At 32.7% G+C, this 24092-nt stretch carries 22 protein-coding genes; 13 read left to right on the forward strand and 9 right to left on the reverse strand.

The genetic code is table 11. From position 1 onward, the window contains the following. The first annotated feature begins 23 nt into the window (after window positions 1-23). From H0I32_RS02490 to H0I32_RS02500, 3 genes are read left to right on the forward strand one after another with little or no spacing between them, the layout of a single operon-like run. Window positions 24-1217, forward strand: coding sequence for an acetyl-CoA C-acyltransferase (locus tag H0I32_RS02490; RefSeq protein WP_179313965.1), 1194 nt, complete (start codon window positions 24-26; stop codon window positions 1215-1217). A gap of 39 nt (window positions 1218-1256) precedes the next feature. Further along, window positions 1257-1619, forward strand: coding sequence for a four helix bundle protein (locus tag H0I32_RS02495; RefSeq protein WP_179313966.1), 363 nt, complete (start codon window positions 1257-1259; stop codon window positions 1617-1619). A gap of 43 nt (window positions 1620-1662) precedes the next feature. Further along, window positions 1663-3471: an acyl-CoA dehydrogenase family protein gene (locus tag H0I32_RS02500; protein WP_179313967.1), complete on the forward strand. Its 1809-nt coding sequence runs from the start codon at window positions 1663-1665 to the stop codon at window positions 3469-3471. An 89-nt stretch (window positions 3472-3560) separates the two neighbouring features. On the opposite strand, the gene H0I32_RS02505 is transcribed toward H0I32_RS02500, so the two are convergent. Continuing rightward, window positions 3561-5003, reverse strand: coding sequence for a M56/M15 family metallopeptidase (locus H0I32_RS02505; protein ID WP_179313968.1), 1443 nt, complete (start codon window positions 5001-5003; stop codon window positions 3561-3563). Further along, window positions 4996-5382, reverse strand: coding sequence for a BlaI/MecI/CopY family transcriptional regulator (locus tag H0I32_RS02510; protein ID WP_173586885.1), 387 nt, complete (start codon window positions 5380-5382; stop codon window positions 4996-4998). The genes H0I32_RS02505 and H0I32_RS02510 overlap by 8 nt, the downstream gene beginning before the upstream one ends. A 148-nt stretch (window positions 5383-5530) precedes the next feature. Between H0I32_RS02510 and H0I32_RS02515 the strand changes: the two genes are divergently transcribed. Continuing rightward, window positions 5531-6328 (forward strand): sugar-binding protein, encoded by a 798-nt coding sequence (locus H0I32_RS02515; RefSeq protein WP_179313969.1) that lies wholly within the window; start codon window positions 5531-5533, stop codon window positions 6326-6328. Here the strand turns inward: H0I32_RS02515 and H0I32_RS02520 are convergent, their stop codons facing one another. Continuing rightward, window positions 6329-8140, reverse strand: coding sequence for a glycoside hydrolase family 15 protein (locus H0I32_RS02520; protein ID WP_179313970.1), 1812 nt, complete (start codon window positions 8138-8140; stop codon window positions 6329-6331). It lies immediately after the preceding gene. 82 nt (window positions 8141-8222) lie between these two features. Here H0I32_RS02520 and H0I32_RS02525 point away from each other — a divergent pair, with 82 nt between their 5' ends. From H0I32_RS02525 to H0I32_RS02540, 4 genes are read left to right on the forward strand one after another with little or no spacing between them, the layout of a single operon-like run. Continuing rightward, the gene (locus tag H0I32_RS02525; protein ID WP_179313971.1) at window positions 8223-10430 is read left to right on the forward strand and encodes a bifunctional alpha,alpha-trehalose-phosphate synthase (UDP-forming)/trehalose-phosphatase; all 2208 of its coding nucleotides are present in this window, start codon (window positions 8223-8225) and stop codon (window positions 10428-10430) included. Continuing rightward, the gene (locus tag H0I32_RS02530; protein WP_179313972.1) at window positions 10423-11769 is read left to right on the forward strand and encodes a M28 family peptidase; all 1347 of its coding nucleotides are present in this window, start codon (window positions 10423-10425) and stop codon (window positions 11767-11769) included. The genes H0I32_RS02525 and H0I32_RS02530 overlap by 8 nt, the downstream gene beginning before the upstream one ends. Window positions 11770-11816: 47 nt before the next feature. Next, the gene (locus tag H0I32_RS02535) at window positions 11817-13451 is read left to right on the forward strand and encodes a M1 family metallopeptidase (protein ID WP_179313973.1); all 1635 of its coding nucleotides are present in this window, start codon (window positions 11817-11819) and stop codon (window positions 13449-13451) included. Window positions 13452-13454: 3 nt separating this feature from the next. Next, window positions 13455-14027 (forward strand): YdeI/OmpD-associated family protein, encoded by a 573-nt coding sequence (locus H0I32_RS02540; protein ID WP_179313974.1) that lies wholly within the window; start codon window positions 13455-13457, stop codon window positions 14025-14027. A gap of 2 nt (window positions 14028-14029) precedes the next feature. Here H0I32_RS02540 and H0I32_RS02545 read toward each other — a convergent pair whose 3' ends face one another. From H0I32_RS02545 to H0I32_RS02555, 3 genes are all read right to left on the reverse strand, one after another. After that, the gene (locus H0I32_RS02545) at window positions 14030-15493 is read right to left on the reverse strand and encodes a magnesium chelatase (RefSeq protein ID WP_173586879.1); all 1464 of its coding nucleotides are present in this window, start codon (window positions 15491-15493) and stop codon (window positions 14030-14032) included. A gap of 61 nt (window positions 15494-15554) precedes the next feature. Next, entirely contained in the window at window positions 15555-16685 is a 1131-nt protein-coding gene (locus tag H0I32_RS02550; RefSeq protein WP_173586878.1) for a vWA domain-containing protein, read from the reverse strand. Window positions 16686-16997: 312 nt separating this feature from the next. Continuing rightward, window positions 16998-17477 carry a Dps family protein gene (locus H0I32_RS02555; RefSeq protein ID WP_173586877.1) on the reverse strand — a complete coding sequence of 160 codons (480 nt, stop codon included), beginning with the start codon at window positions 17475-17477 and terminating at the stop codon, window positions 16998-17000. A gap of 101 nt (window positions 17478-17578) precedes the next feature. Here H0I32_RS02555 and H0I32_RS02560 point away from each other — a divergent pair, with 101 nt between their 5' ends. After that, entirely contained in the window at window positions 17579-18517 is a 939-nt protein-coding gene (locus H0I32_RS02560; RefSeq protein ID WP_179313975.1) for a LysR substrate-binding domain-containing protein, read from the forward strand. A 60-nt stretch (window positions 18518-18577) separates the two neighbouring features. On the opposite strand, the gene H0I32_RS18055 is transcribed toward H0I32_RS02560, so the two are convergent. The 3 genes from H0I32_RS18055 to H0I32_RS02570 form a co-directional block, all read right to left on the reverse strand. Beyond that, window positions 18578-18775: a hypothetical protein gene (locus H0I32_RS18055; protein WP_246293613.1), complete on the reverse strand. Its 198-nt coding sequence runs from the start codon at window positions 18773-18775 to the stop codon at window positions 18578-18580. A 232-nt stretch (window positions 18776-19007) separates the two neighbouring features. Further along, complete coding sequence (locus H0I32_RS02565; protein WP_173586874.1) at window positions 19008-19805, reverse strand: TIGR00266 family protein; 798 nt, start codon at window positions 19803-19805, stop codon at window positions 19008-19010. Window positions 19806-19900: 95 nt separating this feature from the next. Further along, window positions 19901-20356 (reverse strand): DUF4442 domain-containing protein, encoded by a 456-nt coding sequence (locus H0I32_RS02570; RefSeq protein ID WP_179313976.1) that lies wholly within the window; start codon window positions 20354-20356, stop codon window positions 19901-19903. 178 nt (window positions 20357-20534) lie between these two features. Here H0I32_RS02570 and H0I32_RS02575 point away from each other — a divergent pair, with 178 nt between their 5' ends. From H0I32_RS02575 to H0I32_RS02590, 4 genes are all read left to right on the forward strand, one after another. Beyond that, complete coding sequence (locus H0I32_RS02575; RefSeq protein ID WP_179313977.1) at window positions 20535-20981, forward strand: DUF4870 domain-containing protein; 447 nt, start codon at window positions 20535-20537, stop codon at window positions 20979-20981. 137 nt (window positions 20982-21118) lie between these two features. Beyond that, window positions 21119-21460 (forward strand): PadR family transcriptional regulator, encoded by a 342-nt coding sequence (locus H0I32_RS02580; RefSeq protein ID WP_173586814.1) that lies wholly within the window; start codon window positions 21119-21121, stop codon window positions 21458-21460. Beyond that, entirely contained in the window at window positions 21457-23229 is a 1773-nt protein-coding gene (locus H0I32_RS02585; protein WP_173586813.1) for a PspC domain-containing protein, read from the forward strand. The genes H0I32_RS02580 and H0I32_RS02585 overlap by 4 nt, the downstream gene beginning before the upstream one ends. Window positions 23230-23333: 104 nt before the next feature. Continuing rightward, entirely contained in the window at window positions 23334-24050 is a 717-nt protein-coding gene (locus H0I32_RS02590) for a head GIN domain-containing protein (RefSeq protein ID WP_179313978.1), read from the forward strand. Window positions 24051-24092: the final 42 nt, after the last annotated feature.

Genomic DNA, 24092 nt, shown 5'->3' on the forward strand with positions numbered 1-24092 from the left:
AATAATCTAAAAATCGAATTAACATGAAAACAGCATATATAGTAAAAGCATACAGAACCGCAGTTGGTAAAGCACCAAAAGGCGTGTTCCGCTTTAAAAGAACAGATGAATTAGCCGCAGAAACCATCAAACATATGATGAAAGAACTGCCTAATTTAGACCCAAAACGTATTGACGATGTCATTGTTGGTAACGCAATGCCCGAAGGAGCTCAAGGATTAAATATGGCGCGTTTAATTTCTTTAATGGGATTAGAAATCGTTGATGTCCCTGGAGTTACGGTTAACCGTTTTTGCTCTTCTGGAGTAGAAACAATTGGTATGGCAACAGCTAAGATTCAAGCCGGAATGGCAGATTGTATCATAGCTGGTGGTGCAGAAAGCATGAGTAGCGTACCTATGACAGGTTTTAAACCTGAATTAAATTATGATGAAATTGTAAAAGGAGGTCATGAAGATTATTATTGGGGAATGGGAAATACGGCTGAAGCAGTAGCCAACCAATTCAAAGTATCTCGTGAAGACCAAGATGAGTTTGCCTACAACTCGCACATGAAAGCTTTAAGAGCACAAGCAGAAAATCGTTTTCAAGATCAAATAGTACCTATTGAAGTCGATGAAACTTACATAGATGCCAACGGAAAAAAAGCAACCAGATCATATACGGTAACTAAAGATGAAGGTCCTCGTGCCGGAACAAGTAAAGAGGCTTTAGCCAAACTTAGAGCTGTATTTGCTGCCGGTGGAAGTGTTACTGCTGGTAACTCATCTCAAATGAGTGACGGTGCTGCATTTGTTATGGTAATGAGTGAAGATATGGTGAAAGAATTAGGTTTAGAGCCTATTGCAAGAATGGTAAACTATGCTGCAGCAGGTGTTGAGCCTCGTATCATGGGAATCGGACCTGTAAAAGCAATTCCGAAAGCCTTAAAACAAGCTGGTTTAAAACAATCTGATTTAGAATTAATTGAATTAAACGAAGCCTTTGCTTCACAATCTTTGGCTGTAATTAGAGAATTAGACCTTAATCCAGATATCATTAACGTTAACGGTGGAGCCATTGCATTGGGTCACCCTTTAGGATGTACAGGAGCAAAATTATCAGTTCAACTTTTTGATGAAATGCGTAAGCGAAATATGAGTGGTAAATATGGTGCAGTAACCATGTGTGTTGGTACAGGTCAAGGAGCTTGTGGCATATTTGAGTTTCTTTCTTAGAAAATAGATAAGAGAGAATAGAACAAAGAAAAAAGACTTATGTGTGCTAAACAACGACATAATTACAAGAACTTAAAAATTTGGAAACTCGGTTTAGAGATTACAAATGATATTCCTGATGTTTTGTTAGATTTTCCAAAACACGAAAGGTATGATTTAAGTTCACAAATTAGTAGATGTTCAGTATCAATGCCTAGCAACATTGCAGAAGGATCTTCTAGAACAGATAAATCATTTAGTCATTTTCTAGACATTGCTCTAGGTTCTTCATTTGAATTAGGAACGCAATTATTAGTAGCTAAACATAGACAATATTTAAACAACGAAGCATTAAAAAAACTTGAAGATAAAATAGAAGAATTCCAAAGAATGACAATGGGATTTCAAAACAGTCTCGCTTAGAGTCTATCTTCTATTTTCTATCTTCTATAATCTATATAAAATTATGGAAACAACAGATAAAGACTTACTAAGAGGCGGACAATTCTTGGTAAAAGAAACAAATTGTGAAGACGTTTTTACACCTGAAGATTTTTCAGAAGAACAAACCATGATGAAAGAATCCGTAACGGAATTCAACGATCGTGAAATCATTGCACATAAAGCCAGATTTGAAGCTAAAGACTATGCTTTAACTGAAGAAGTCATGCGTAAAGCTGGTGACATGGGCTTTTTAAGTGTTGCTGTTCCTGAAGCTTATGGCGGAATGGGAATGGGTTTTGTATCTACGGTTTTAACTTGTGATTATATTTCTTCTGGTACAGGATCTTTTAGTACTGCTTTTGGTGCGCATACAGGAATTGGAACCATGCCAATTACACTATACGGAACTGAAGAACAAAAACAAAAATACGTACCAAAATTAGCTTCTGGTGAGTGGTTTGGTGCTTACTGTTTAACAGAACCTGATGCAGGATCGGATGCCAATTCTGGTAAAACAACAGCTGCTTTATCTGAAGATGGAAAATCTTATAAAATTAACGGACAAAAAATGTGGATCTCAAATGCAGGTTTCTGTAGTTTGATGATTGTTTTTGCACGTATTGAAGATGATAAAAACATCACTGGATTTATTGTAGAATTTGATAAAGAAAATCCAAACGGAATTACTTTAGGTGAAGAAGAACATAAATTAGGTATTCGTGCGTCTTCTACACGTCAAGTATTCTTTAATGACACTGTTGTTCCTTCAGAAAATATGTTAGCAGGTCGTGGTGAAGGTTTCAAAATTGCTATGAATGCGCTAAATGTAGGTCGTATTAAGTTGGCTGCGGCTTGTTTAGATTCGCAACGTAGAATTTTAACTACAGCAGTAAACTATGCTACAGAGCGTAAACAATTTAAAACCCCTATTGCAGAATTTGGCGCTATTAAAACAAAATTAGCAGAAATGGCTGCCAATGCTTATGCTGGTGAATCTGCAACCTATAGAGCTGCAAAAAATATTGAAGACAGAATTGCCATGCGAGAAGCTTCAGGAAATACACATCAAGAAGCAGAATTAAAAGGTGTAGAAGAATATGCTATTGAATGTTCTATCTTAAAAGTTGCCGTATCTGAAGATGTGCAAGCTTCTGCAGATGAAGGAATTCAAATTTTTGGAGGAATGGGCTTCTCGGAAGATGCACCAATGGAATCTGCTTGGAGAGATGCTAGAATTGCACGTATCTATGAAGGAACTAACGAAATCAACAGAATGTTATGTGTTGGTATGTTAGTAAAGAAAGCGATGAAAGGTCACGTAGATTTACTAGGTCCTGCATCAAAAGTACAAGAAGAACTAATGGGTATTCCTTCTTTTGATACACCAGATTATTCTGAATTATTTTCAGAAGAAAAAGTAATGATTCAAAAGCTTAAAAAAGCATTCTTAATGGTTGCTGGTGGAGCAGTTCAAAAATTCGGACCTCAACTCGAAGAGCACCAACAATTATTAATTGCGGCTGCAGATATCTTAATTGAAATCTATATGGCAGAATCAGCAATTTTAAGAACTGAGAAAAATGCGAAGCGTTTTGGTGAAGACTCACAATCTGCACAAATTGCAATGGCAAAATTATATTTATATCACGCTGTAGATATCGTTGAACAAAAAGGAAAAGAAAGTATTATTTCTTTTGCTGAAGGAGACGAGCAACGTATGATGTTAATGGGACTTAAGCGTTTTACTAAATATGCTAACTACCCAGATATTGTAGATTTACGTATTGAGATCGCAGAAAAAGTAAAAGCAGAAAAGAAATACTGTTTTTAAATTAGATTAAGTTAAGTTTGAGAAAAGCCAATGCTTCCCTTTCATGATTTTGGGTTGCATTGGCTTTTTTATTTTAGTAAAGTTCTCTTTCAGTCCTTTTCTAAAAAAACTTGTAATTTTTTATTGTCTTTAAATTCTAATAAGCCTTCGTACAACGTTTTGGCAATATCTTGTTGATGCATATGAGTGTTAAGTTTATTTCTGTCCTTTTCATTTGATAAAAACCCAAGTTCTACCATCACACCTGCACAGTTAATATTTTTCAATAAATAGAAATTAGCTGTTTTCATTTTAGCCTTATCAACCAGTTTATTTTTTAGATGTTGATTATACAATGCAAATCCCACTGCCATAGATGCTTTTTCGTATTTAGTTTCATTAGTATAATACACCTCTAAACCATTCGCATTAGAGTTTGAAGCATTATTACAATGCAAACTAAGCATTATGTCTGCGTTTTGACCATTTATAAATTGAGTCCTTTCTTGTAATGACAAATAATCATCCCCTTCTCTTATGGTAATAAACTTAATCTCATCATTGCTTAAGAGTGATAATTGCTTAGAAATATTTAGGACGATATCTTTTTCATTAGCAGAACCTGCGTCATGCCCTCCATGTCCTGCATCTATAACCACCACTAGTGGATCTTTTAATGTTTTATAAGAACTAAACACAAAGATGCCTGAAAAAAGCAAAATGACAGAAGTAATTTTTAACGTTCGTTTGAATACTGATGATTTTGATTGATGTAACATAATAATTCGATTTTTGATTTGAATGAAATTAAATCCGCTAGTTAGAGGAACGCGGTATTCCTTTTGTCCTAAATTAATAATGGTATTAGAATAATTTTCGATGGCAATGCCAGATAAAACGGATTGTTCATCGGCTATAAATTCATGATTTTGTAAAATAGATGTATTGTACATCCATACAAATGGATTGAACCAAAATATACACTTCAACAATTCTAAAAGTATAATATCTAAAGTGTGGTATTCTTCACTATGTACGGTTTCATGTGCTAAAACACTTAAATAATCATTTTTAGACAAGTAATTATTTTCAGGAATAAACATATAATTGAAAAAACTAGATACCATATCGGAATCGGTAACCTTAATTAATTTCAACCTTTCAACACGTTTATAATCGTATCTTGTCAACTTATAAATCTTCAATAAATTCTTTAAAAATCGCAACATAAAAAAACCAGAAATCATCAAATAAATAATGAATACAGGATTTATGGATGATTGATGTACTGGTGTAACCTCATCAAAAGTAATAGCTTCGATATGTGGAGTTTCAAAAGTCGACTCTGTAATTTTCTCTAAAGGTATTTCAGTAATACTAGGGACGGCATTAAATAGTTCTATTTCAATAAATGGAGCTACCAAACACAAAAGGATAGAACCAATTAGGAAAAACCGATTAAATTGAAATGTTTTTTGCTTTCTAAGTAACAAGAAATAAACAGCATAAGAACAGCCTAAGCTAATGACGGTATATATAAAATAATTAATCATTAGCTTTCTTTTGGTCCATTTTCTGCTTTAATAAAGCTTGAAGTTCTTCTAGCTCTTGCATAGACAAATCTGCATTTTTTGTAAAAAACGAAGCAAATTGTGCTTTAGAATCATTAAAAAAATGTTGAATCATTCCGTTAACTTGCTTAGTGAAATAATCGTTCTTTTTAAGAATAGGAAAATAAGCTTTGTCTCTACCTAAACGCTCAAAACCAATATAATTCTTATCCGTCATACGTTTTAATAACGTAGAAATAGTAGTATAAGCTGGTCTCGGTTCTGGAAATTTCTCTACAATGTCTTTCATAAATCCTTTTTCAAGCATCCATAAATACTTCATTATCTGAAGCTCTGATTTATTAAGTTGTTTTATATCCACAATTATAGTTTTAATACTACAAATGTAGTAATATAATTTAATTATCCAAATTCAACTTAAAAAATATACCTTTGAGATCATTATTAAAACTTAGAAAACTAAGTCTAAAACTGTAAAGACAGTAAAATTTAATTACAAAAAATAACCCATGAAAAAAGCCACTTACCTCCTACTTCTTTTAACGCTTCTTTTTAATTGTAAAAATGAATCGAAAACAGAGAAAATAAATGCAAATAAAGAAACACCACAACCTTCGCAGAAAACAGCTTCTACTAAAATTGAAAAGCAACTACGAGAAGTTTACAAATCTGAAGACACTATTATTGTAGATGCTGTGGCTAATGATTCTGCATGGGCAAAAAGTAAATGGTATGCTTTAGACCAAGTTTGGTTGGGAGATTCACTTACCAAAGAGGATTATTCTGGTCGTTTTAAATTAAGTTGGACAAATGATGCTCTTTATATTTTAGCCGAAATAAAAGACGATACTCTAATAGATAAGATTGAAGATCCATTAGTAAAATGGTGGGATGATGACTGTTTAGAAATTTTTGTAGATGAAGACAATAGTGGTGGAGAACATCAATATAATCACAATGCCTTTGCCTATCATATTGCTTTAGATGGTAATGTGGTTGATATGTCTACTGAAAAAACAGGAAAACTGTACAATTCACATATAGAATCAAAAAATAAAACCTTAGGAAACACAACTATTTGGGAAGTAAAAATGTCTTTATATGATGATTCTTACAACGATAAAGGCTCTAATACACCTGTGAATTTAAGCGTTAACAAAAAAATAGGCTTTGCCATTGCCTACTGTGACAATGACAAAAGCCTAGAACGTGAAAATTTTATTGGTTCTATTCCTGTAGAAGGTGAAGATAAAAACAGAGGTTGGATCGATGCTAATATCTTCGGAACACTTCTTTTAAAAGAATAATTAATTCTTTGTTCTAATTGTATTTTTTACATTTTCTTCGGCCGTAGTAACGTTAGATAAATTTATAGCCGTTTCAATGAGTGCTAAATGCGAATAAGCTTGTGGAAAATTACCTAACAAACGTTTCGTTTTAAAGTCTATGTCTTCACTAAATAGACCTAAATGATTACTGTAAGATAATAATTTTTCAAATTGCTCTGTGGCTTTTTGCTCTTCACCTATTTTGTATAAACTATTAATAAACCAGAAGGTACAAATGGTAAATGACGAAGATGGTAATCCAAAATCATCTTTGGTTTTATAACGGTATAATAAACCTTCATAACACAAATCACGCTCAATGGCTTTTACGGTGCTTACAAATTTTGGGTGTTTAGCATCTATAAAACCATAAGATTCCATTAATAAAACAGAAGCATCTAAATCTTCCGAATTATAAGCTTGGGTAAATGCTTGCGCTTTTTCGTTCCAAGCATTATCCATAATATCCTTACGTATTTCTTTTTCTAAAGCTTCCCATTTTGGTAGTTTAGAGGTTTTACCTAAAAGTTTAGCCACTTTTAAAGCCTTATCAACAGCTGTCCAACATAACACTTTAGAGAATGTAAAATGCTGATCGCCTTCTCTAAATTCCCAAATACCTTTATCAGGTTCTTGCCAATGCTTACTTACCACCCAAACAATACCTTTAGTCATGGTCCAAAGCTCTTCACCGTTATCAATATCGTTACTAAAATTAACGAGTAATTGGTGAATCACATCCATTAAAATACCATAAATGTCATTCTGCTTTTGCATGTAAGCGGCGTTTCCTACTCTAACCGGACTCGATCCTTTATAACCAGAAAGATGGTCTAAAGATTCTTCCGTAAGTTTCTTTTCACCACTAATACCGTACATAATCTGTAACTTTTCATCCTTATCTGGCATCAGATCAATGATAAATTTAAGATAACGTCTGGCGATATTTTTATGTCCTAATTGCGACATCACTTTAATCACCATAGAGGCATCTCTAATCCAACAAAAACGATAATCCCAGTTTCTAACTTCACCAATCGTTTCTGGTAAAGATGTGGTTGCAGCTGCTAAAACGGCCCCTGTTTTATCATAACTCAACAACTTTAAAGTCATTGCGCTACGCGATATTTGCTCGTTAAACTTTTTGTAAGTTGGTGTGCGCTCTAACCAATTTAACCAATATACTTTGGTACGTTCGTATTCTAAGCTTGCATATTTTAAGTGTGGTACAAACAATTTCTCATTGTATCCCACTAAAAAGAAATGATCACTATCTAATACAATTGTATCACCATTTAAAACCGCCTCTTTATCTAAATCTGTGTATAAAAATAAAGTATCGTAAGTATCTTCATTATTAAGACTTACAATGAAATCATCTTTTACATAAGTAGACGTGACTCCTTTTGCATATTCTAACTTAGGATCGTAAGCCACTTTTAATTCTGGCTGACCCGAAACATATTTAAGATATCTAATAAATTCTGGTGGTGAATGATACGTTCCATTTGGCTTGTGATATCTTGGCATAAAGTCAACAACTTCAAAAACATCGTTGCCTTTGGTAAAACGTGTGACTAATATGGCTGTGTTTTCTTGATAAAACTGATCGGTCGTATAGCCGTCATCAACAATAAAACCAAAGCTTCCTCCGATATTATCATCTAGCAATTTTGCGAATACTGATGCAGAATCAAATTTAGGCAAACAACACCAGTCAATAGACGCATCTTTTGATACTAAAGCGGCACTTCTACAATTTCCTATAATTCCGTAATCTAAATTATTCATTAATTTTTTGGTTTAAAATGATGATAAAAATTCTAATTTCTTTAAATTAACGAAAAACTTGAAAACCATCCAAAATATTATCATGAATAAAACAATAATTGTTTCAAACAGATTACCATTACAAATTTCAATTGAAGACGACAAGCTCAATGTAACTCCCAGTGTTGGAGGACTTGCAACAGGAATGAAGTCCGTGCATGCAGATGGAAATGGGGTTTGGGTTGGTTGGTCTGGAATTACAGACGAAGATTTAGATGAAGACCTAAAATCTAAAGTCAATGAAAAAATTGAAAATGCAAAATGTAGATCCGTCGGACTTACAGAAGCTGATGTAGAAGATTTTTATTTAGGATTTAGTAACCGTACACTTTGGCCTTTATTTCATTATTTTTTAGAATATGCCAAATTTGAAACTGAGCAATGGGAAGCTTACAAACGCGTTAATCAAAAGTTTGCCGAAGTTGTTTTAGATACTATTGAAGAAGGCGACACCGTTTGGGTCCATGATTATCAATTATTACTATTGCCACAACTTATTAAAGAAAAAAGACCCGATGTTACTATTGGTTTCTTTTTACATATTCCTTTTCCTTCATATGAAATTTTTAGAACCTTCCCTTGGCGTAAAGAACTCTTAACAGGAATGCTTGGTGCCGATTTAATTGGATTTCACACCTATGATTATGAGCGTCATTTCTTAAGTTCTGTAAAACGAATTTTACGTTTAGAAGTTAATTTTAATGAAATTACTTATGAAGATAGAATTGTAAAAGTAGATTCGTTCCCAATGGGAATCGATTACGGTAAGTTTTACAATGCAGCACAAGAACATGATAATCCTAACACACAAAAATCTGAACTTCAAAAACGATTAAACACTCATTTAAATGAAGGGGACGACCAAAAATTTATATTAACTATTGATCGTTTAGATTACACTAAAGGAATCCCAAATCGATTAAGAGCTTTTGAATACTTTTTAAACACCTATCCTCAATATAAAGAAAAGGTAAGATTGGTTATGCTTGCGGTTCCGTCCCGTTCTAACGTGCCACAATATCAAAAACTGAAACGTGAAACGGATGAATTAGTCGGACGTATAAATGGAGAATTTTCAACCGTAAGTTGGACACCAATTTGGTATTTCTACAGATCACTCCCTTTTGAAAATCTTATTGATTTATATACCTCATCAGATGTTGCATTAATCACACCTGTAAGAGATGGAATGAATTTAGTAGCCAAAGAATACGTCGCTACAAGAACAAAACAAGATGGTGTTCTTATCTTAAGTGAAATGGCTGGTGCAGCTAAAGAAATGAACGAAGCTATCCTTATTAACCCAAATAGTTTTGAAGACTTTGCTACTGCATTAGACAAAGCTTTAACCATGCCTTTGGAAGAGCAAAAAAGCCGAATGAAAATTTTACAAAAACGTTTAAAACGTTACGATGTAGAAAAATGGGCGGAAGAATTTTTCAAAACTTTAGAAAGCACTAATGAATTACAAGATGTTTTTGTTTCAAAAAAATTAAACGACAATGATGAAAATAATATTGTTGAAAATTTCAAGAAAGCTAAAAAACGATTAATTTTATTAGATTATGATGGTACTCTGGTTGGTTTTAAGGATAATCCACAAGATGCCAAACCTGACGACAAGCTTTTTGCCCTTTTAGATAAATTTCAAAATCAAAAAGACACAAAACTTTGTTTAATAAGTGGAAGAGACAAAGCCACTTTTGAACAATGGTATGGTCATAAAGACTACGATCTTATTACAGATCATGGCGTTTGGATGCGTAAACATAAAAAATGGACACCTTTAGAAATCCTTAAAACCGATTGGATGTCTAGTATAAAACCTATTCTCGAAACTTTTGTAGACCGAACACCAGGTACTTTTATTGAAGAAAAAGAATACTCTTTAGCTTGGCATTATAGAACAGCAGATCCTGAATTGGCACAAATTAGAACCATGGAACTTAATACGGTTTTAACCAGTATGGTAGCTAATAATGAATTATCTGTTTTACAAGGCAACAAGGTTATTGAAATAAAAAGTAGTAATGTTAACAAAGGTAGAGCGACTAGTCAGTTATTAAGAAAGGAAGATTACGACTTTATCCTAATTATGGGAGACGATTGGACCGACGAATATATGTTTGAAGCAGCTCCAGAATTAGCAACCACCATAAAAGTGGGTTATATTAAAACTAAAGCAAAATATCAAATTAAAGGTCCTGAAAAAGTAAGAGAACTTCTTGAAAAACTAACTTTAAATGAATAAAGCCTTATTACTTTTAACCTTAGCACTTTGTTTTAATTTAAGTGCACAAACAGACCTTAAAATTTATGATATTATTAATGCCGTTTCAGAAGACCGCATTAAAAATGACATAAAAACCTTAGCTAATTTTGGTACACGACATACGCTTAGTGATACCGTTTCAGAAACAAGAGGTATTGGTGCTGCTCGCCGTTGGATAAAGTCGGAATTCGATAACATTTCTAAAGATTGTAAAGATTGCTTAGAGGTTTTCTTTCAAACTAATTTTGTAGAAAAAGGCAGTAATCAACGCATTATAAAAGATGTCAACGTGGTGAATGTCGTTGCCATACAACGTGGTACAAAATACCCAAACCGCTTTATTATAATGAGTGGTGATATTGACTCTAGAGTTACCGATCCTAATGATTATACGTCTGATGCACCAGGAGCCAATGACAATGCTACTGGTATGGCTGGTACTATGGAAGCGGCAAGAGTATTATCGCAATACAAATTTGAAAATAGTATTATTTATGTTGGACTTTCAGGTGAAGAACAAGGTTTATTTGGCGGACAAGGTTTAGCTCAATATGCACAAGAAAAGCATTGGGATATTATAGGTGTTTTAAATAATGACATGATTGGGAATATATCTGGCGTAGATGGTGTTATTGATAATAGAACATTTCGCATTTTTTCGGAACCCATAACTACCGCAGAAACTAATCCTGAAAAATTAGCCAAACAAGCTAGTGCCCGACGTTATTATGGTGGTGAAGTTGATGGTGTTTCGCGTCAATTGGCACGCTATGTTTATAAAACGACAAAAACGTATATGCCAGAAATGAACCCGATGTTAGTTTATAGATTAGATCGTTTTGGACGTGGCGGACATCATAAACCCTTTAACGATGCTGGTTTCCCAGCACTTCGAATTATGGAAGCGCACGAAAATTACACACAACAACACCAAGATATTAGAACGGAAAACGGTATTAATTACGGCGATACGTTTGAGCATGTTAATTTTGCTTACTGTAAAAAATTAACCACGGTGAATGCTATTACTATGGCAAGCCTTGCTTTTGCCCCACCATCGCCTACAGAAGTAAGCATTGGAGGTATTGTAGAAGCTTCTGCAAAATTGCAATGGACAAAAGTAGAAGGCGCAAAAGGTTATAAAATTTACTGGAGAGATACAACATCACCAACTTGGGATTACAGTCGTTATGTAGAAAACACAACCGAATTCACACTAGATGGTATTGTTATTGATAATTCTTTCTTTGGTGTAGCTGCTGTAGCAGAAGACGGACACGAAAGCGTTGTTGTTTTTCCAAATAAAATTTTAAGATAAAAACCTTTCCTTTATTTTCACGGCAGAAATAAGATTATAAAATCCCTATGAGAACCATTGTATTCGTACTTTTTACATTGTTTATATTTTTAAACGGCCAAAGTCAAGGGCTACTTACTGAAAAAAATAACTTCACACATCAAGATACTTTAAGAGGAAGCATTACACCAGAACGTGAATGGTGGGATTTAACCTATTACCATTTAGATGTTGAAGTTAAACCTGACGCAAAATTTATTTCAGGAAAAAACACCATTCAATATAAAGTATTAAAACCGCATCAGGTAATGCAAATAGATTTGCAACCCCCTTTACGAATCACTAAAGTTCTTCAAGATGGTGAAGAATTACAAATAAGACATGATGGTAATGCGCATTTTGTAACACTAATTAACCAACAAAAAATTGGAACAGTTAACAGTATTGATGTTTTTTATGAAGGTCACCCCACAGAAGCCAAACGCGCACCTTGGGATGGTGGGTTTTCTTGGAAAAAAGACCACAACGGCAAAGATTTTATAGCCACCTCTTGCCAAGGTTTAGGCGCTAGTGTTTGGTGGCCAAACAAGGACCATATGTATGATGAAGTCGATAGTATGCTCATTAGTGTTACCAACCCAAAAGGGCTCACTAATGTTTCTAACGGTCGTTTACGAAAGCTAATCGATAATGGTGATACGGTAACTTCGCATTGGTTTGTAAGCAACCCAATTAATAATTACGGTGTCAATATTAACATAGGTGATTATGCAAATTTCTCTGAAGTTTATAAAGGCGAAAAAGGAGATTTAGACATGAATTATTATGTTTTAAAGGATAATCTTGAAAAAGCTAAAGCACATTTTAAAGATGCCCCTAAAATGATGGAAGCTTTTGAATATTGGTTTGGTCCTTATCCTTTTTATGAAGACAGTTTTAAGTTGGTAGAAGTGCCTTATTTAGGTATGGAACACCAAAGTTCAGTAACCTATGGTAATCAATATAAAGAGGGTTATTTAGGTCGAGATTTATCAGGAACAGGTTGGGGGTTGAAGTTTGATTTTATTATTATTCATGAAGCCGGACACGAATGGTTTGCTAATAATATTACCAATAAGGATATTGCTGACATGTGGATTCATGAAGGGTTTACGTCCTATTCTGAAAATCTGTTTTTAGATTATTACTATGGAAAAGAAGCTTCTGCAGATTATGTTATAGGAACACGTAAAAACATTCAAAACGATAGACCTTTAATTGGTTATTATGATGTGAATAACGAAGGGTCTAGCGATATGTATTATAAAGGTGAAAATTTAATACACACACTTCGCCAATTGGTAGAAGATGATGAAAAATGGCGACAAATACTACGAGGGCTATCATCTACGTTTTACCACCAAACCGTTACCACTAAACAAATTGAAGATTATTTAAGCGAACAAACAGGCATTGACTTAACCGCATTTTTTAATCAATATTTAAGAACGATAAAAATTCCGACTTTAGAATATCGCATTAAAAAAGGTAAATTAAAATACCGTTGGATAAATACGGTTGAAAATTTTGATATGCCTATTCAAGTTGAAATTAATGGGAAATCGGAATGGTTATTTCCTAAAATGAAATGGCAATCTAAAAAAGTAACTTCAGAAGATTTTATCATCGATAGAGATTTTTATGTCAACGCAAAAAAAATATAATTATTGGAAATTCCTGAATTATACTTTAAAACAGATACAGAATGGAGAAAGTGGTTACACAAAAACCATGATTCTGAAAAAGCAATACACTTAATTTTCTATAAAGTAGATCACGAAAAAGAATCCATGCGTTGGGAAGAAGCTGTAAAAGTAGCTCTTTGTTACGGTTGGATAGATGCTACCGTAAAAAGTTTAGGCGATGGTAAACGCAGACAATATTTTTGTCCTAGAAAGCCCAAAAGTGTTTGGAGTGCGGTTAACAAAACGTATATAAAAGAATTACAAAAAGACAACTTAATGCATCCAAAAGGTCTTGATTCTATTAAGATTGCTAAAGAGAATGGAAGCTGGACAGCTTTAGACGCTGTTGAAAAAGGTATTATTCCTGAAGATCTTCAACTTGCATTTAATAAAAACAAAAATGCTTATACCAATTTCCTCAACTTTGCACCGAGTTACAAAAAAGGATATTTATATTGGCTAAACCAAGCCAAGCGCGAGGATACAAAACAAAAAAGAATCGCAGAGATTATAAAATTCTGCGATTCTAATATTAAAAATCGTGGTAATCGGTAAATTTATAATCCACTAATATAATTACCATAAGGATCTTGGAATTGCATGCCTTCCGAATAACTATACTTACTCAATTTTTTAAATTGTGTTAAACCCCAAAGAATAAATTCTTTTTCAAAATACACATCTCTAGGATCTAGTTCTGGTTGATAATCCGCAATTAAAGCATCTAGAGGTGTTACCTCATCTATTTTAGCTTTGTAAGCTTCATCATTAAATTCATTTAACAATTCAAAACCATCACCATTAAAAAACCATGAAATTAAATCATCATAAGGAGTTTCATCACCTTGTTTTTCTAACTTTTCTACTTTAGGGAAATATTTAGGAAATAAGGTTTTTACTGCGGCTTCCATTAAAGCATTTGCCACAAAGTCTGCACCTTCTTGTTCCCCTTCGTAAACCAATTCTACTTTTCCTGTAATGGCCGGAATGACACCTACAAAATCAGATAAACGAATCACGGTTTCTGTGTCACCAGCAATTAAAGCACGACGTTCTGCTGTGCTTAATAGATTTTCAAAAGCTGTAATACTCATACGTGCACTTACACCACTTTTAACGTCTACATATTCACTCTCTCTCGCTTCAAAACTAATTTGTTCTAATAAATCTTTTGCTAACTCAGGGACATAAACTGATTCTGATTGTCTGTTGTCTAGTTTTGCCTCTTGTGAGGTAATGGTTCTCGCTATTTCTATATTTTCAGGATAGTGCGTTAAAATTTGAGAACCAATTCTATCTTTTAAAGGAGTTACAATACTTCCTCTATTAGTATAATCTTCAGGGTTTGCTGTAAAAACAAATTGCATATCCAAGGCTAATCGTAATTTGAAACCCCTAATTTGAATATCACCTTCTTGTAAAATATTAAATAAAGCTACTTGAATACGTGCTTGTAAATCGGGTAATTCGTTTATAACAAAAATGCAACGGTTAGCACGTGGAATCATTCCATAATGAATCACACGATCATCGGCATAACTTAATTTTAAATTCGCTGCTTTTATAGGATCTACATCCCCAATAAGATCGGCAACCGTAACATCTGGTGTTGCTAATTTTTCAGCAAAACGATCATCACGATGTAACCATGTAATTGGTGTTTCTTCGCCTTTTTCTGCAATTAATTCTATTGCAAATCTAGAGATTGGTGCTAAAGGATCATCATTAATCTCAGAACCTTCTACTACCGGAATGTATTCATCTAAAAGCGTCACCATCTTACGCGCCAAACGTGTTTTTGCCTGACCTCTTAATCCTAATAAATTAATATTATGGCGTGACAAAATAGCGCGTTCTAATTCTGGAATCACAGTATTTTCATAACCGTGAATCCCTTCAAATGTAGTTTTCTTATTTTTTATATTTTCAATCAAATTATCTCTCAATTCATCTTTTATAGATTTAGATTGGTAACCTGATGCTTTTAATTCACCTAATGTTTTTATGTCTTCTTTTTTCATATCTTTTATTTTGAAATTAGAAATAGACTTAGCAATGTCTCTTTTCTATCTTCTTTTTTCTTTATCCTTTAATTCTTTTTTTTCTGTTGTTTTCGTAATCTTCAAAAATCATTTCACCTAAACCTTTCAGTCCGGTGTAAAATGCTTTTCCACGATTCGCTTTTGTAAATTCTCTAATAAATTGCATTAAATAAGGATCTTCAGCAATCATAAATGTGGTGATAGGAATATGCAAACGCCTTGCTTGTTGCGCCATTCCGTAACACTTATTAGTAATATATGGATCAAGACCATTACTGTTTTTATAATATTGACCGTCTGGCAGACGCAAACAACTTGGCTTTCCGTCGGTAATCATAAAAATCTGTTTGTTGGTATTCCGTTTTCTACGTAACATATCCATTGCCAGTTGTAAACCTGCAACCGTATTGGTATGGTAAGGTCCTACTTTTAAATATGGTAAATCCTTAATTTTTATAGGCCAAGCATCATTACCAAAAACTAAAATCTCTAAAGTGTCTTTTGGATAGCGTGTGGTAATCATTTCGGCTAAAGCCATAGCAACTTTTTTAGCTGGTGTAATTCGGTCTTCACCATAGAGAATCATACTGTGACTAATGTCAATCATCAATACGGTACTCATTTGGCTTTTATGAAGTGTTTCTTCTACCACCAAATCATCTTCTGTGAGACTAAAATTGCCGATACCATTATTAATTTGAGCATTTCGTAAACTTTCGGTCATCGATACTTTATCCAAGCCGTCACCAAACTGATAAGCTCTAAAATCGCCTGTATGTTCGTCACCAATACCAGAACCTTTGCTTTTATGATTCCCAGAACCACTACGCTTAATTTTTCCGAAAATTTGGTCTAAGGCTTGTTGACGAATGGCACGTTCTGTTTTTGCAGTAATGGTGATACCTCCATTTCCGGCACCATCGGGATCAATTTCTTGTTGGATGTAGCCTTTATTCTTTAAGTCTTCAATAAAATCATCAATAGTATAATCTGGTGTGGTTAACTTATATTCTTTATCTAGCTGACGTAACCAGTCAATGGCTTCATCAAAATCACCAGAAGTATGCGTAATTAATTCCTTAAATATTTCGAAAAGTTTATCGAAAGGAGATTGATTTGGTGCTTCGTAAGTTTTAAATACAAAGCCAGATTTATTAGTTTTTTCTTTCATAGCATTATAAAAATAATGCTTTTAACGTTCCTAATAAGACGTATTAACATCAATTTAGAAGTTAACTTCTAAATTGATGTTTTTAAACTGAAATTTTAATTTAAAATATTAATAGAAAATAATAAATCGCTATTGATTTGACATATTAAAAACTCTATATCAAATATGTTGAATAAAACGACTGAATAGTAAACAAAAAAAGAATCGCAGAGATTATAAAACTCTGCGATTCTAAATATTAAAAGGTAAGGTATTTTTTAAGCTTTAAAACTTAAAAGCCCCAACCGATCACTTTACTAAATAAATCCTTGATTATACTGTTTCACCCAACCAAGCTTTCATCATCCAAACTGTTTTTTCTTGTTCAGTAATAAAATCGCTCATCATTGAATTTGTACCTTCATCATTTGCATCACCTGCATACTCTAAAATAGAACGTTCCATTTTTAATAGTTCACTTAAAGATTCAACAATAAGCTCTACAGCTTTCTCATCTTTAGAAATATTTTTCCCAACAGGAACTTTTGCTGCTTGCGTATAGTCTTCAAATGTATGTAATGGAGTTGCTCCTAACGTTAAAATACGTTCTGCAATCTCATCTACTTTTAGATTAGCATCTGTATATAACTCTTCAAATTTAACATGTAAATCAAAAAAAGCACGCCCTCTAATGTTCCAATGTATTCCTCTTAAATTTTGATAATACAATTGAAAATTTGCTAATAACTGATTTAAATCGTCAGCTAATACTTTCGTTTTTTTGGTATCTAAACCTATGCTATTTAATGTCATAATATCTGTTTTTTGTTATATCAAATTTACGGATTTTTAGGGCAAAAATATCATAGTTATAATGAATACTTTTTATACTTTTATAGTCTAAATTAATAGCCATGACGATTACGCAACTAAAATATGCTTTAGCAATAGCAGAACATAAGAATTTTACTAAAGCCGCAGAAAAATGTTTTGTTACACAACCGACTTTAAGTACTCAGATTCAGAAGTTAGAAGATGAATTAGATATCATTATTTTTGATAGAGGTAAAAAACCGATTGAACTTACTGAGGTTGGGAGAAAAATTGTTTATCAAGCCCGAAATATTGTTAATGAAGCAGACAGGATTCAAGATATCGTAGACCAACAAAAAGGATTTATTGGTGGAGAATTTAGATTAGGAATTATACCAACTGTAATGCCTACCCTTTTACCGATGTTTTTAAAGAGTTTTATTAAAAAATATCCAAAAGTTAAATTAAAAATTGAAGAATTAACAACCGATGAAATTTTAACACGTATTAGCGATGGCCACTTAGATGCTGCAATTGCAGCAACACCTTTGGAGAGTGAAAACATTAAAGAACGCGTATTATATTACGAACCATTTGTTGCTTATATACCAGATAATCACAGATTAAAAGATAAGAAAACCATTGAAACTTCGGATTTAAGTATTGATGATATGCTACTTTTAGAAGACGGTCATTGTTTTAGAGATGGTGTTATTAATCTTTGTAAAACGTTTAAAGATCAGGTTGATGAAACGTTTCAACTTGAAAGTGGAAGTATTGAAACACTTATAAAATTATCTAATGAAGGTATGGGGATGACCCTTCTTCCTTATTTACACACTCTAGATATTAAAGAAAAACTAAGTCTGCATTTAAAATTCTTTTCTGAACCTTCACCTGCTAGAGAAGTGAGTATTATTTATCATAAAAGTGAATTAAAAATGCAAATTATTGATGCTATGCATGATGTAATTTCAGGTATTATTCGCGGAGCTATTGCTTTTCAAAATGTAGAAATTATTAGTCCAAAGGCTAAATAATAGGTTCAATTAATTATAAACTCTTAAAAAAAGCGACTCAATATTGAGTCGCTTTTTTTATTATGCTTTTAAATAAATCAAACATTGATTTAATTCTGGATTTTGGTGGATTAAAGAATTAATAAATATTCTTAGTTCTTCTAGTTCATGCGGTAATAATCGTTTTGCTGCTTTTTGCACTTCTTTGCAAAATAATGTTGCGTCAAAACTCACTTTATTGAGCACAGTTTTAGTGTACTCGAACATTGCTCGCGCCATAAGTATTTTATGTTTTTAGGTTGACAAAAAGTAATTTTAATCTATAAGCTAATGTTTCGATTTATGATTTAAAGATAGCATTTTTTTTGAATTCAAATTTGATATACTTAAAAATTTAACAGCTTATTATGTTAAAACCTAATATTGTATTATTGAATTTACTCAATTTAATAAGATCAAAAAAATAACATAAAAAACTGATTAACAATAAATTAAAGCCATTTGCTTCTTTTTAAAATCTATTATCCCCATCTAACAAATTACCTAAACCACCAAGAACGCTACCCTCTCCTTTAGACTTACCACCATTAGGAATAGATGCTAATACACGCCCCGCTAATCTACTAAATGGTAAAGATTGTATGTAGACTTTTCCTGGTCCTTGTAGCTTTGCAAAGAATAAACCTTCTCCTCCAAATATCGAATTTTTAATACCACCTATAAATTCAATGTCGTAATCTATACCTTGAGTAAATCCAATAATACAACCTGTGTCTACGCGTAAAGTCTCTCCTGCTGCTAAAGTTTTTACGGCTGTGGTTCCGCCTGCATGTACAAATGCCATTCCGTCTCCTTCTAACTTTTGCATAATAAAACCTTCACCTCCAAAAAGTCCACGACCTAATTTTTTAGAAAACTCAATACCAATGCTAACACCTTTTGCTGCACATAAAAAAGCATCTTTTTGACAAATAAATTTACCGCCGTACTCTGTTAAGTCAATAGGGATAATTTTTCCTGGATAAGGTGAAGCAAAAGAGACGTTGCGTTTACCTGTAAGATTATTATAGAAAGCTGTCATAAACAAACTTTCACCAGTAAGGATTCGTTTTCCTGCTCCTAATATCTTCCCTAGAAACCCTGTGTCCTTTTGAGAACCATCCCCAAAAATTGTATCCATTTTAATACCATCGTCCATCATCATAAAACTCCCAGACTCTGCAATAACCCCTTCTTGAGGATCTAATTCTATTTCTACATATTGCATTTCTTCTCCGTAAATGCGGTAATCTATTTCGTGTGATGTCATGATAAAAATATTTAGTTGTTTTAAATATAAGTTGATGAAATTGATAATTTGTTACAATTCATTTTGAACTTTCTAGTTATTATTTCTTTACCATTTTATGATTTCACCTTAAGCGTCCATTCAAAATTAAAAGTTGACACCTCTACGCCTTCTTTATTTATTCCTTTAGAATTAAGCCATAAAGTCTGACCTTCTCCAGATGCTATCGCTTTATTTATAGCCTCATTTATTTTCTCTCCTTCGTTACATGTAAATGTAATAATGCCTGTTGCTTTTTTAGTAAATGTGGCATTATTACTAGCAACCAGCATCGATATCTTTTTACCACTTACATTAATTTTTCTCATAACCAAAGCACCTGTTGTTAACTCAGCTGCCATGCCTTGTACAGCCCAAAACATAGATCTAAATGGATTTTGATTTACCCAACGATGTTTTACTGTAACAATACATGTTGTATCATTTAAAGTTTTTGTTCTTACACCTGTAAAATACGCTGCAGGCAGTTTTATCATTAAAAATTTATTGAGCTTAGATGGCGAAATATTCATAGAGATTTATTTTATAGCATTGAAAATGAGCTACTAATTGATATTAGTTTTCACTAAAATAAGAGAAAAAATCAACTCAAACTAATGTTAATAAAATGTTAATATTAAGTACTATGTGTAACACACTACCTTTTTAAAGACATATATTTGTATAAGCAACTATTATATACTTTATAAAATGATTGATAACCACCATAAAAACTTAGCAGCATTTATTCATTTGTCTACTTTTTTGAGATTTGTGATTCCTTTTGGAAACTTTATTGGACCTATCGTTCTATGGGCTGCTAATAAAAGTAAATCTGAATTTGTAGATCAACATGGCAAACAAGCTATTAATTTTCAAATTAGTGTATTACTCTATGCTATTATATTAGGAACATTGAGCGTGCCTCTTTTTATTTTTAAAATACTGGGCGGTTTAGATGTTATTGACTTTAATGGGTTAAACAATTTTCATATTAATGTTGGCGAGCCTTCTGCTCTATTCTATGTTGGTGGAGGATTAAGTTTCTTAGCCGTTATTGCCTTTATAGTAGAATTAGCACTTATTGTTAAAGCGAGTTTATCAGCTAGAGACGGAAATGCGTTTAAATATCCGTTTACTATCAATTTTTTAAAATAATCAATCCTGAATTTATTCAGAACATCATATTTCATCAATAATCAAATCAATCAAAAAATGAACAGTTTAATTAAAATTAAAAGACTTAAACTAATGTGCAATCCACATAAAGTCCTAACACATAACAGACAACATATATGAAAATAGAAAACACAAAAGCACAAATGCGTAAAGGTGTTTTAGAGTATTGCATATTATCTATACTCGCCGATGAAGATGCTTATGTTGCCGAAATTTTAGGCACACTTAAAGACGCAAAAATGCTGGTCGTAGAAGGAACAATTTATCCGCTATTAACAAGATTAAAAAACGCAGGATTACTCAACTACCGTTGGGAAGAATCTACCTCAGGACCGCCAAGAAAATACTACGGACTTACAGAAACAGGAAAGCTATTTCTTACCGAATTAGATACCACTTGGAGTGAATTACAAAATGCCGTTAACCTAGTTACCAACACTAAAACACCAAAAAAATGAATAAAACAGTCAATATAAATTTAGCAGGTATATTCTTCCATATAGATGAAGATGCTTACCTCAAATTATCACGCTATCTTGAGGCTATTAAACGTTCATTTACAGACTCTCAAGGTCAATCTGAAATCATTGCTGATATTGAAGCTAGAATTGCTGAATTGTTTTCAGAACGTATTCAAAACCAAAAACAAGTTGTAGGTCTTAAGTTGGTAGACGACGTTATTGCCATTATGGGACAGCCAGAAGATTACTTAGTGGATGACGAAATTTTTGAAGACGAACCTCAGCAACAATCCAAAAGAAAAACGACTGCTACACGACGTTTTTTTAGAGATACAGATAACTCTTATATTGGTGGAGTTGCTGCTGGTATTGGTCATTATTTTGGATTAGATGCGCTATGGATTCGTCTTCTCTGGGTGATTTTATTTTTTAGTTTTGGTACAGGTATACTTTTATACATTATACTTTGGGCATTAATCCCTGAAGCTAAAACAACAGCTGAAAAGCTTACCATGACTGGAGATGCGGTAAACATTAGCAATATTGAGAAAAAAATTAAAGATGGTATTGATACTGTTTCTGAAAATTTAAAAAATGTAGATTTAAAAAAGCATGGAGATAAAATAAAAGAAGGTTTTGATCAGGTCTCTGAAACCGTGAAGGGTGTCGATTTTCAAAAGCAAAGCAGTAAATTAAAATCGAGCTCACAATCCTTTTTTGAAACGATAGGAAACATTATTATGTTTTTCTTTAAAGTGATTGCTAAATTTATTGGAATCTTACTAATCTTTATTGGTCTTAGTTGTATTATAGGTTTTATAATCGCTTTTTTTACAATAGGTATAACAAACGCTGTCCATTTTCCTGGATTAGATTTTATAAATGCTTCTAACGCTGCAAATATTCCTATTTGGTTAATGTCTTTATTATTGTTTTTTGCCATTGCAATTCCTTTCTTTTTTATATTCTATCTAGGATTGAAGATTTTAGTTAACAATTTAAAATCAATTGGAAACATTGCTAAATTCACATTATTAGGAATTTGGACTATGGCTATAGTAGGACTCGTTGTTGTTGGTATACGCCAGGCAACAGAGCAAGCCTATGATGCAAATATTGTACAATTTGATGATAGTTTGAATATTAAATCGGGTGATACCTTAAAGATAAAAATGATAAGCCACGATAGCTATAATAAACATTTACAAAGCAATTATTATAATTACAGAATAAGCCCTAAGGATAATAACAGTAGTATTATATCTGCTAGAGACATTAGACTTACAATAAAATCTACTACAGATTCTTTAGCCCATTTAAAAGTGAGTGCATTTGCTAGCGGTAGCAATTATGAATTGGCTAGAAAACGTGCTGATAATATTGATTACAATTTTAAAACTATTGGAAATGAACTAAGATTAGACTCTTATTTAATTACAGAGGCATCTAATAAATTTAGTGATCAACATATAGAAATTACATTGTATTTACCAGAAGGAACTGTTTTTAATCCTGATAACTATGCTTCGCGTTTTACGAGACAATATAATTCGTCTAATAATTTATTAAAGCGTGAAATGCAAAATAACTATTATACAATAATTGAAGATGATGTGGAATGCCTAGGTTGTATAAAAGAGTTTAAAATTGAAAATGAAGAGGAAGAAATGATAGATACAGAATCATCAAATACAAATGAAACCTCAGCAATTAGTATTAAAATAAACGATGAGGATGGCGTTAACATAAAAATTAATGACAATTGATACCACACATTTAACAGCTCATCAAATTATAATATGCAACTGAGTACAATTAGCTTAAATTTATAAAAACAAAATATTCATCAATCAAAAAACCAACAGAAATCATGACTACATTAACTAGAATTATCACCATAAGTATTATTAGCGTACTTTTACTATCCTGTAATTTCTCAGGTGGCGTAGAAGGCAATGGTAATGTTATAAAAACAGACCGTACTATTAACCAAAACATTAACGAAATTAAAATAAGTAATGCATTAGATCTTTACATTACACAATCTGATAACCAAGCATTAACTGTAGAAGCAGATGAAAACCTTCATGATCTAATTATAACAGAAGTTGTTGATGGTACTTTAAGAATCTATACTAGTGAAAATATAGGACTATCAACTTTAAGAAAAGTGACTCTAAATATTGAAACAATTTCAAAAATCACAGCCACAAGTGGTAGTGATGTTTATGGTAACAATACTATTAAAGTTTCTAGTTTAGAATTAAACAGTACTAGTGGTGCTGATATAAAATTGAATGTAAAGACCGAAGCTTTAAACTGCCATGCTACAAGTGGAAGTGATATAGACGTAAGCGGATCTACTATAAATCTTGTTGCTTCAGCGACAAGCGGAAGTGATATTGAAGCTTCTCAATTAATTGCAAAAATAGCAGATGTTAGTGTAACTAGCGGAGCAGACATCGATGTTTATAGTACTAAAGTATTAACAGCCCATGCAACAAGTGGTGGTGACATAAAATATTCTGGAAATCCTGAAACAATCAATAAAACGGATAATTCTGCAGGAAGCATAAAACAAAACTAAATACCGTCAATCAATCATAGAACTCCCGGAATCCTTAATAGA

Origin of the sequence: Winogradskyella sp. HaHa_3_26, assembly GCF_019278425.1 — a bacterium.
GTDB lineage: Bacteria > Bacteroidota > Bacteroidia > Flavobacteriales > Flavobacteriaceae > Winogradskyella > Winogradskyella undariae.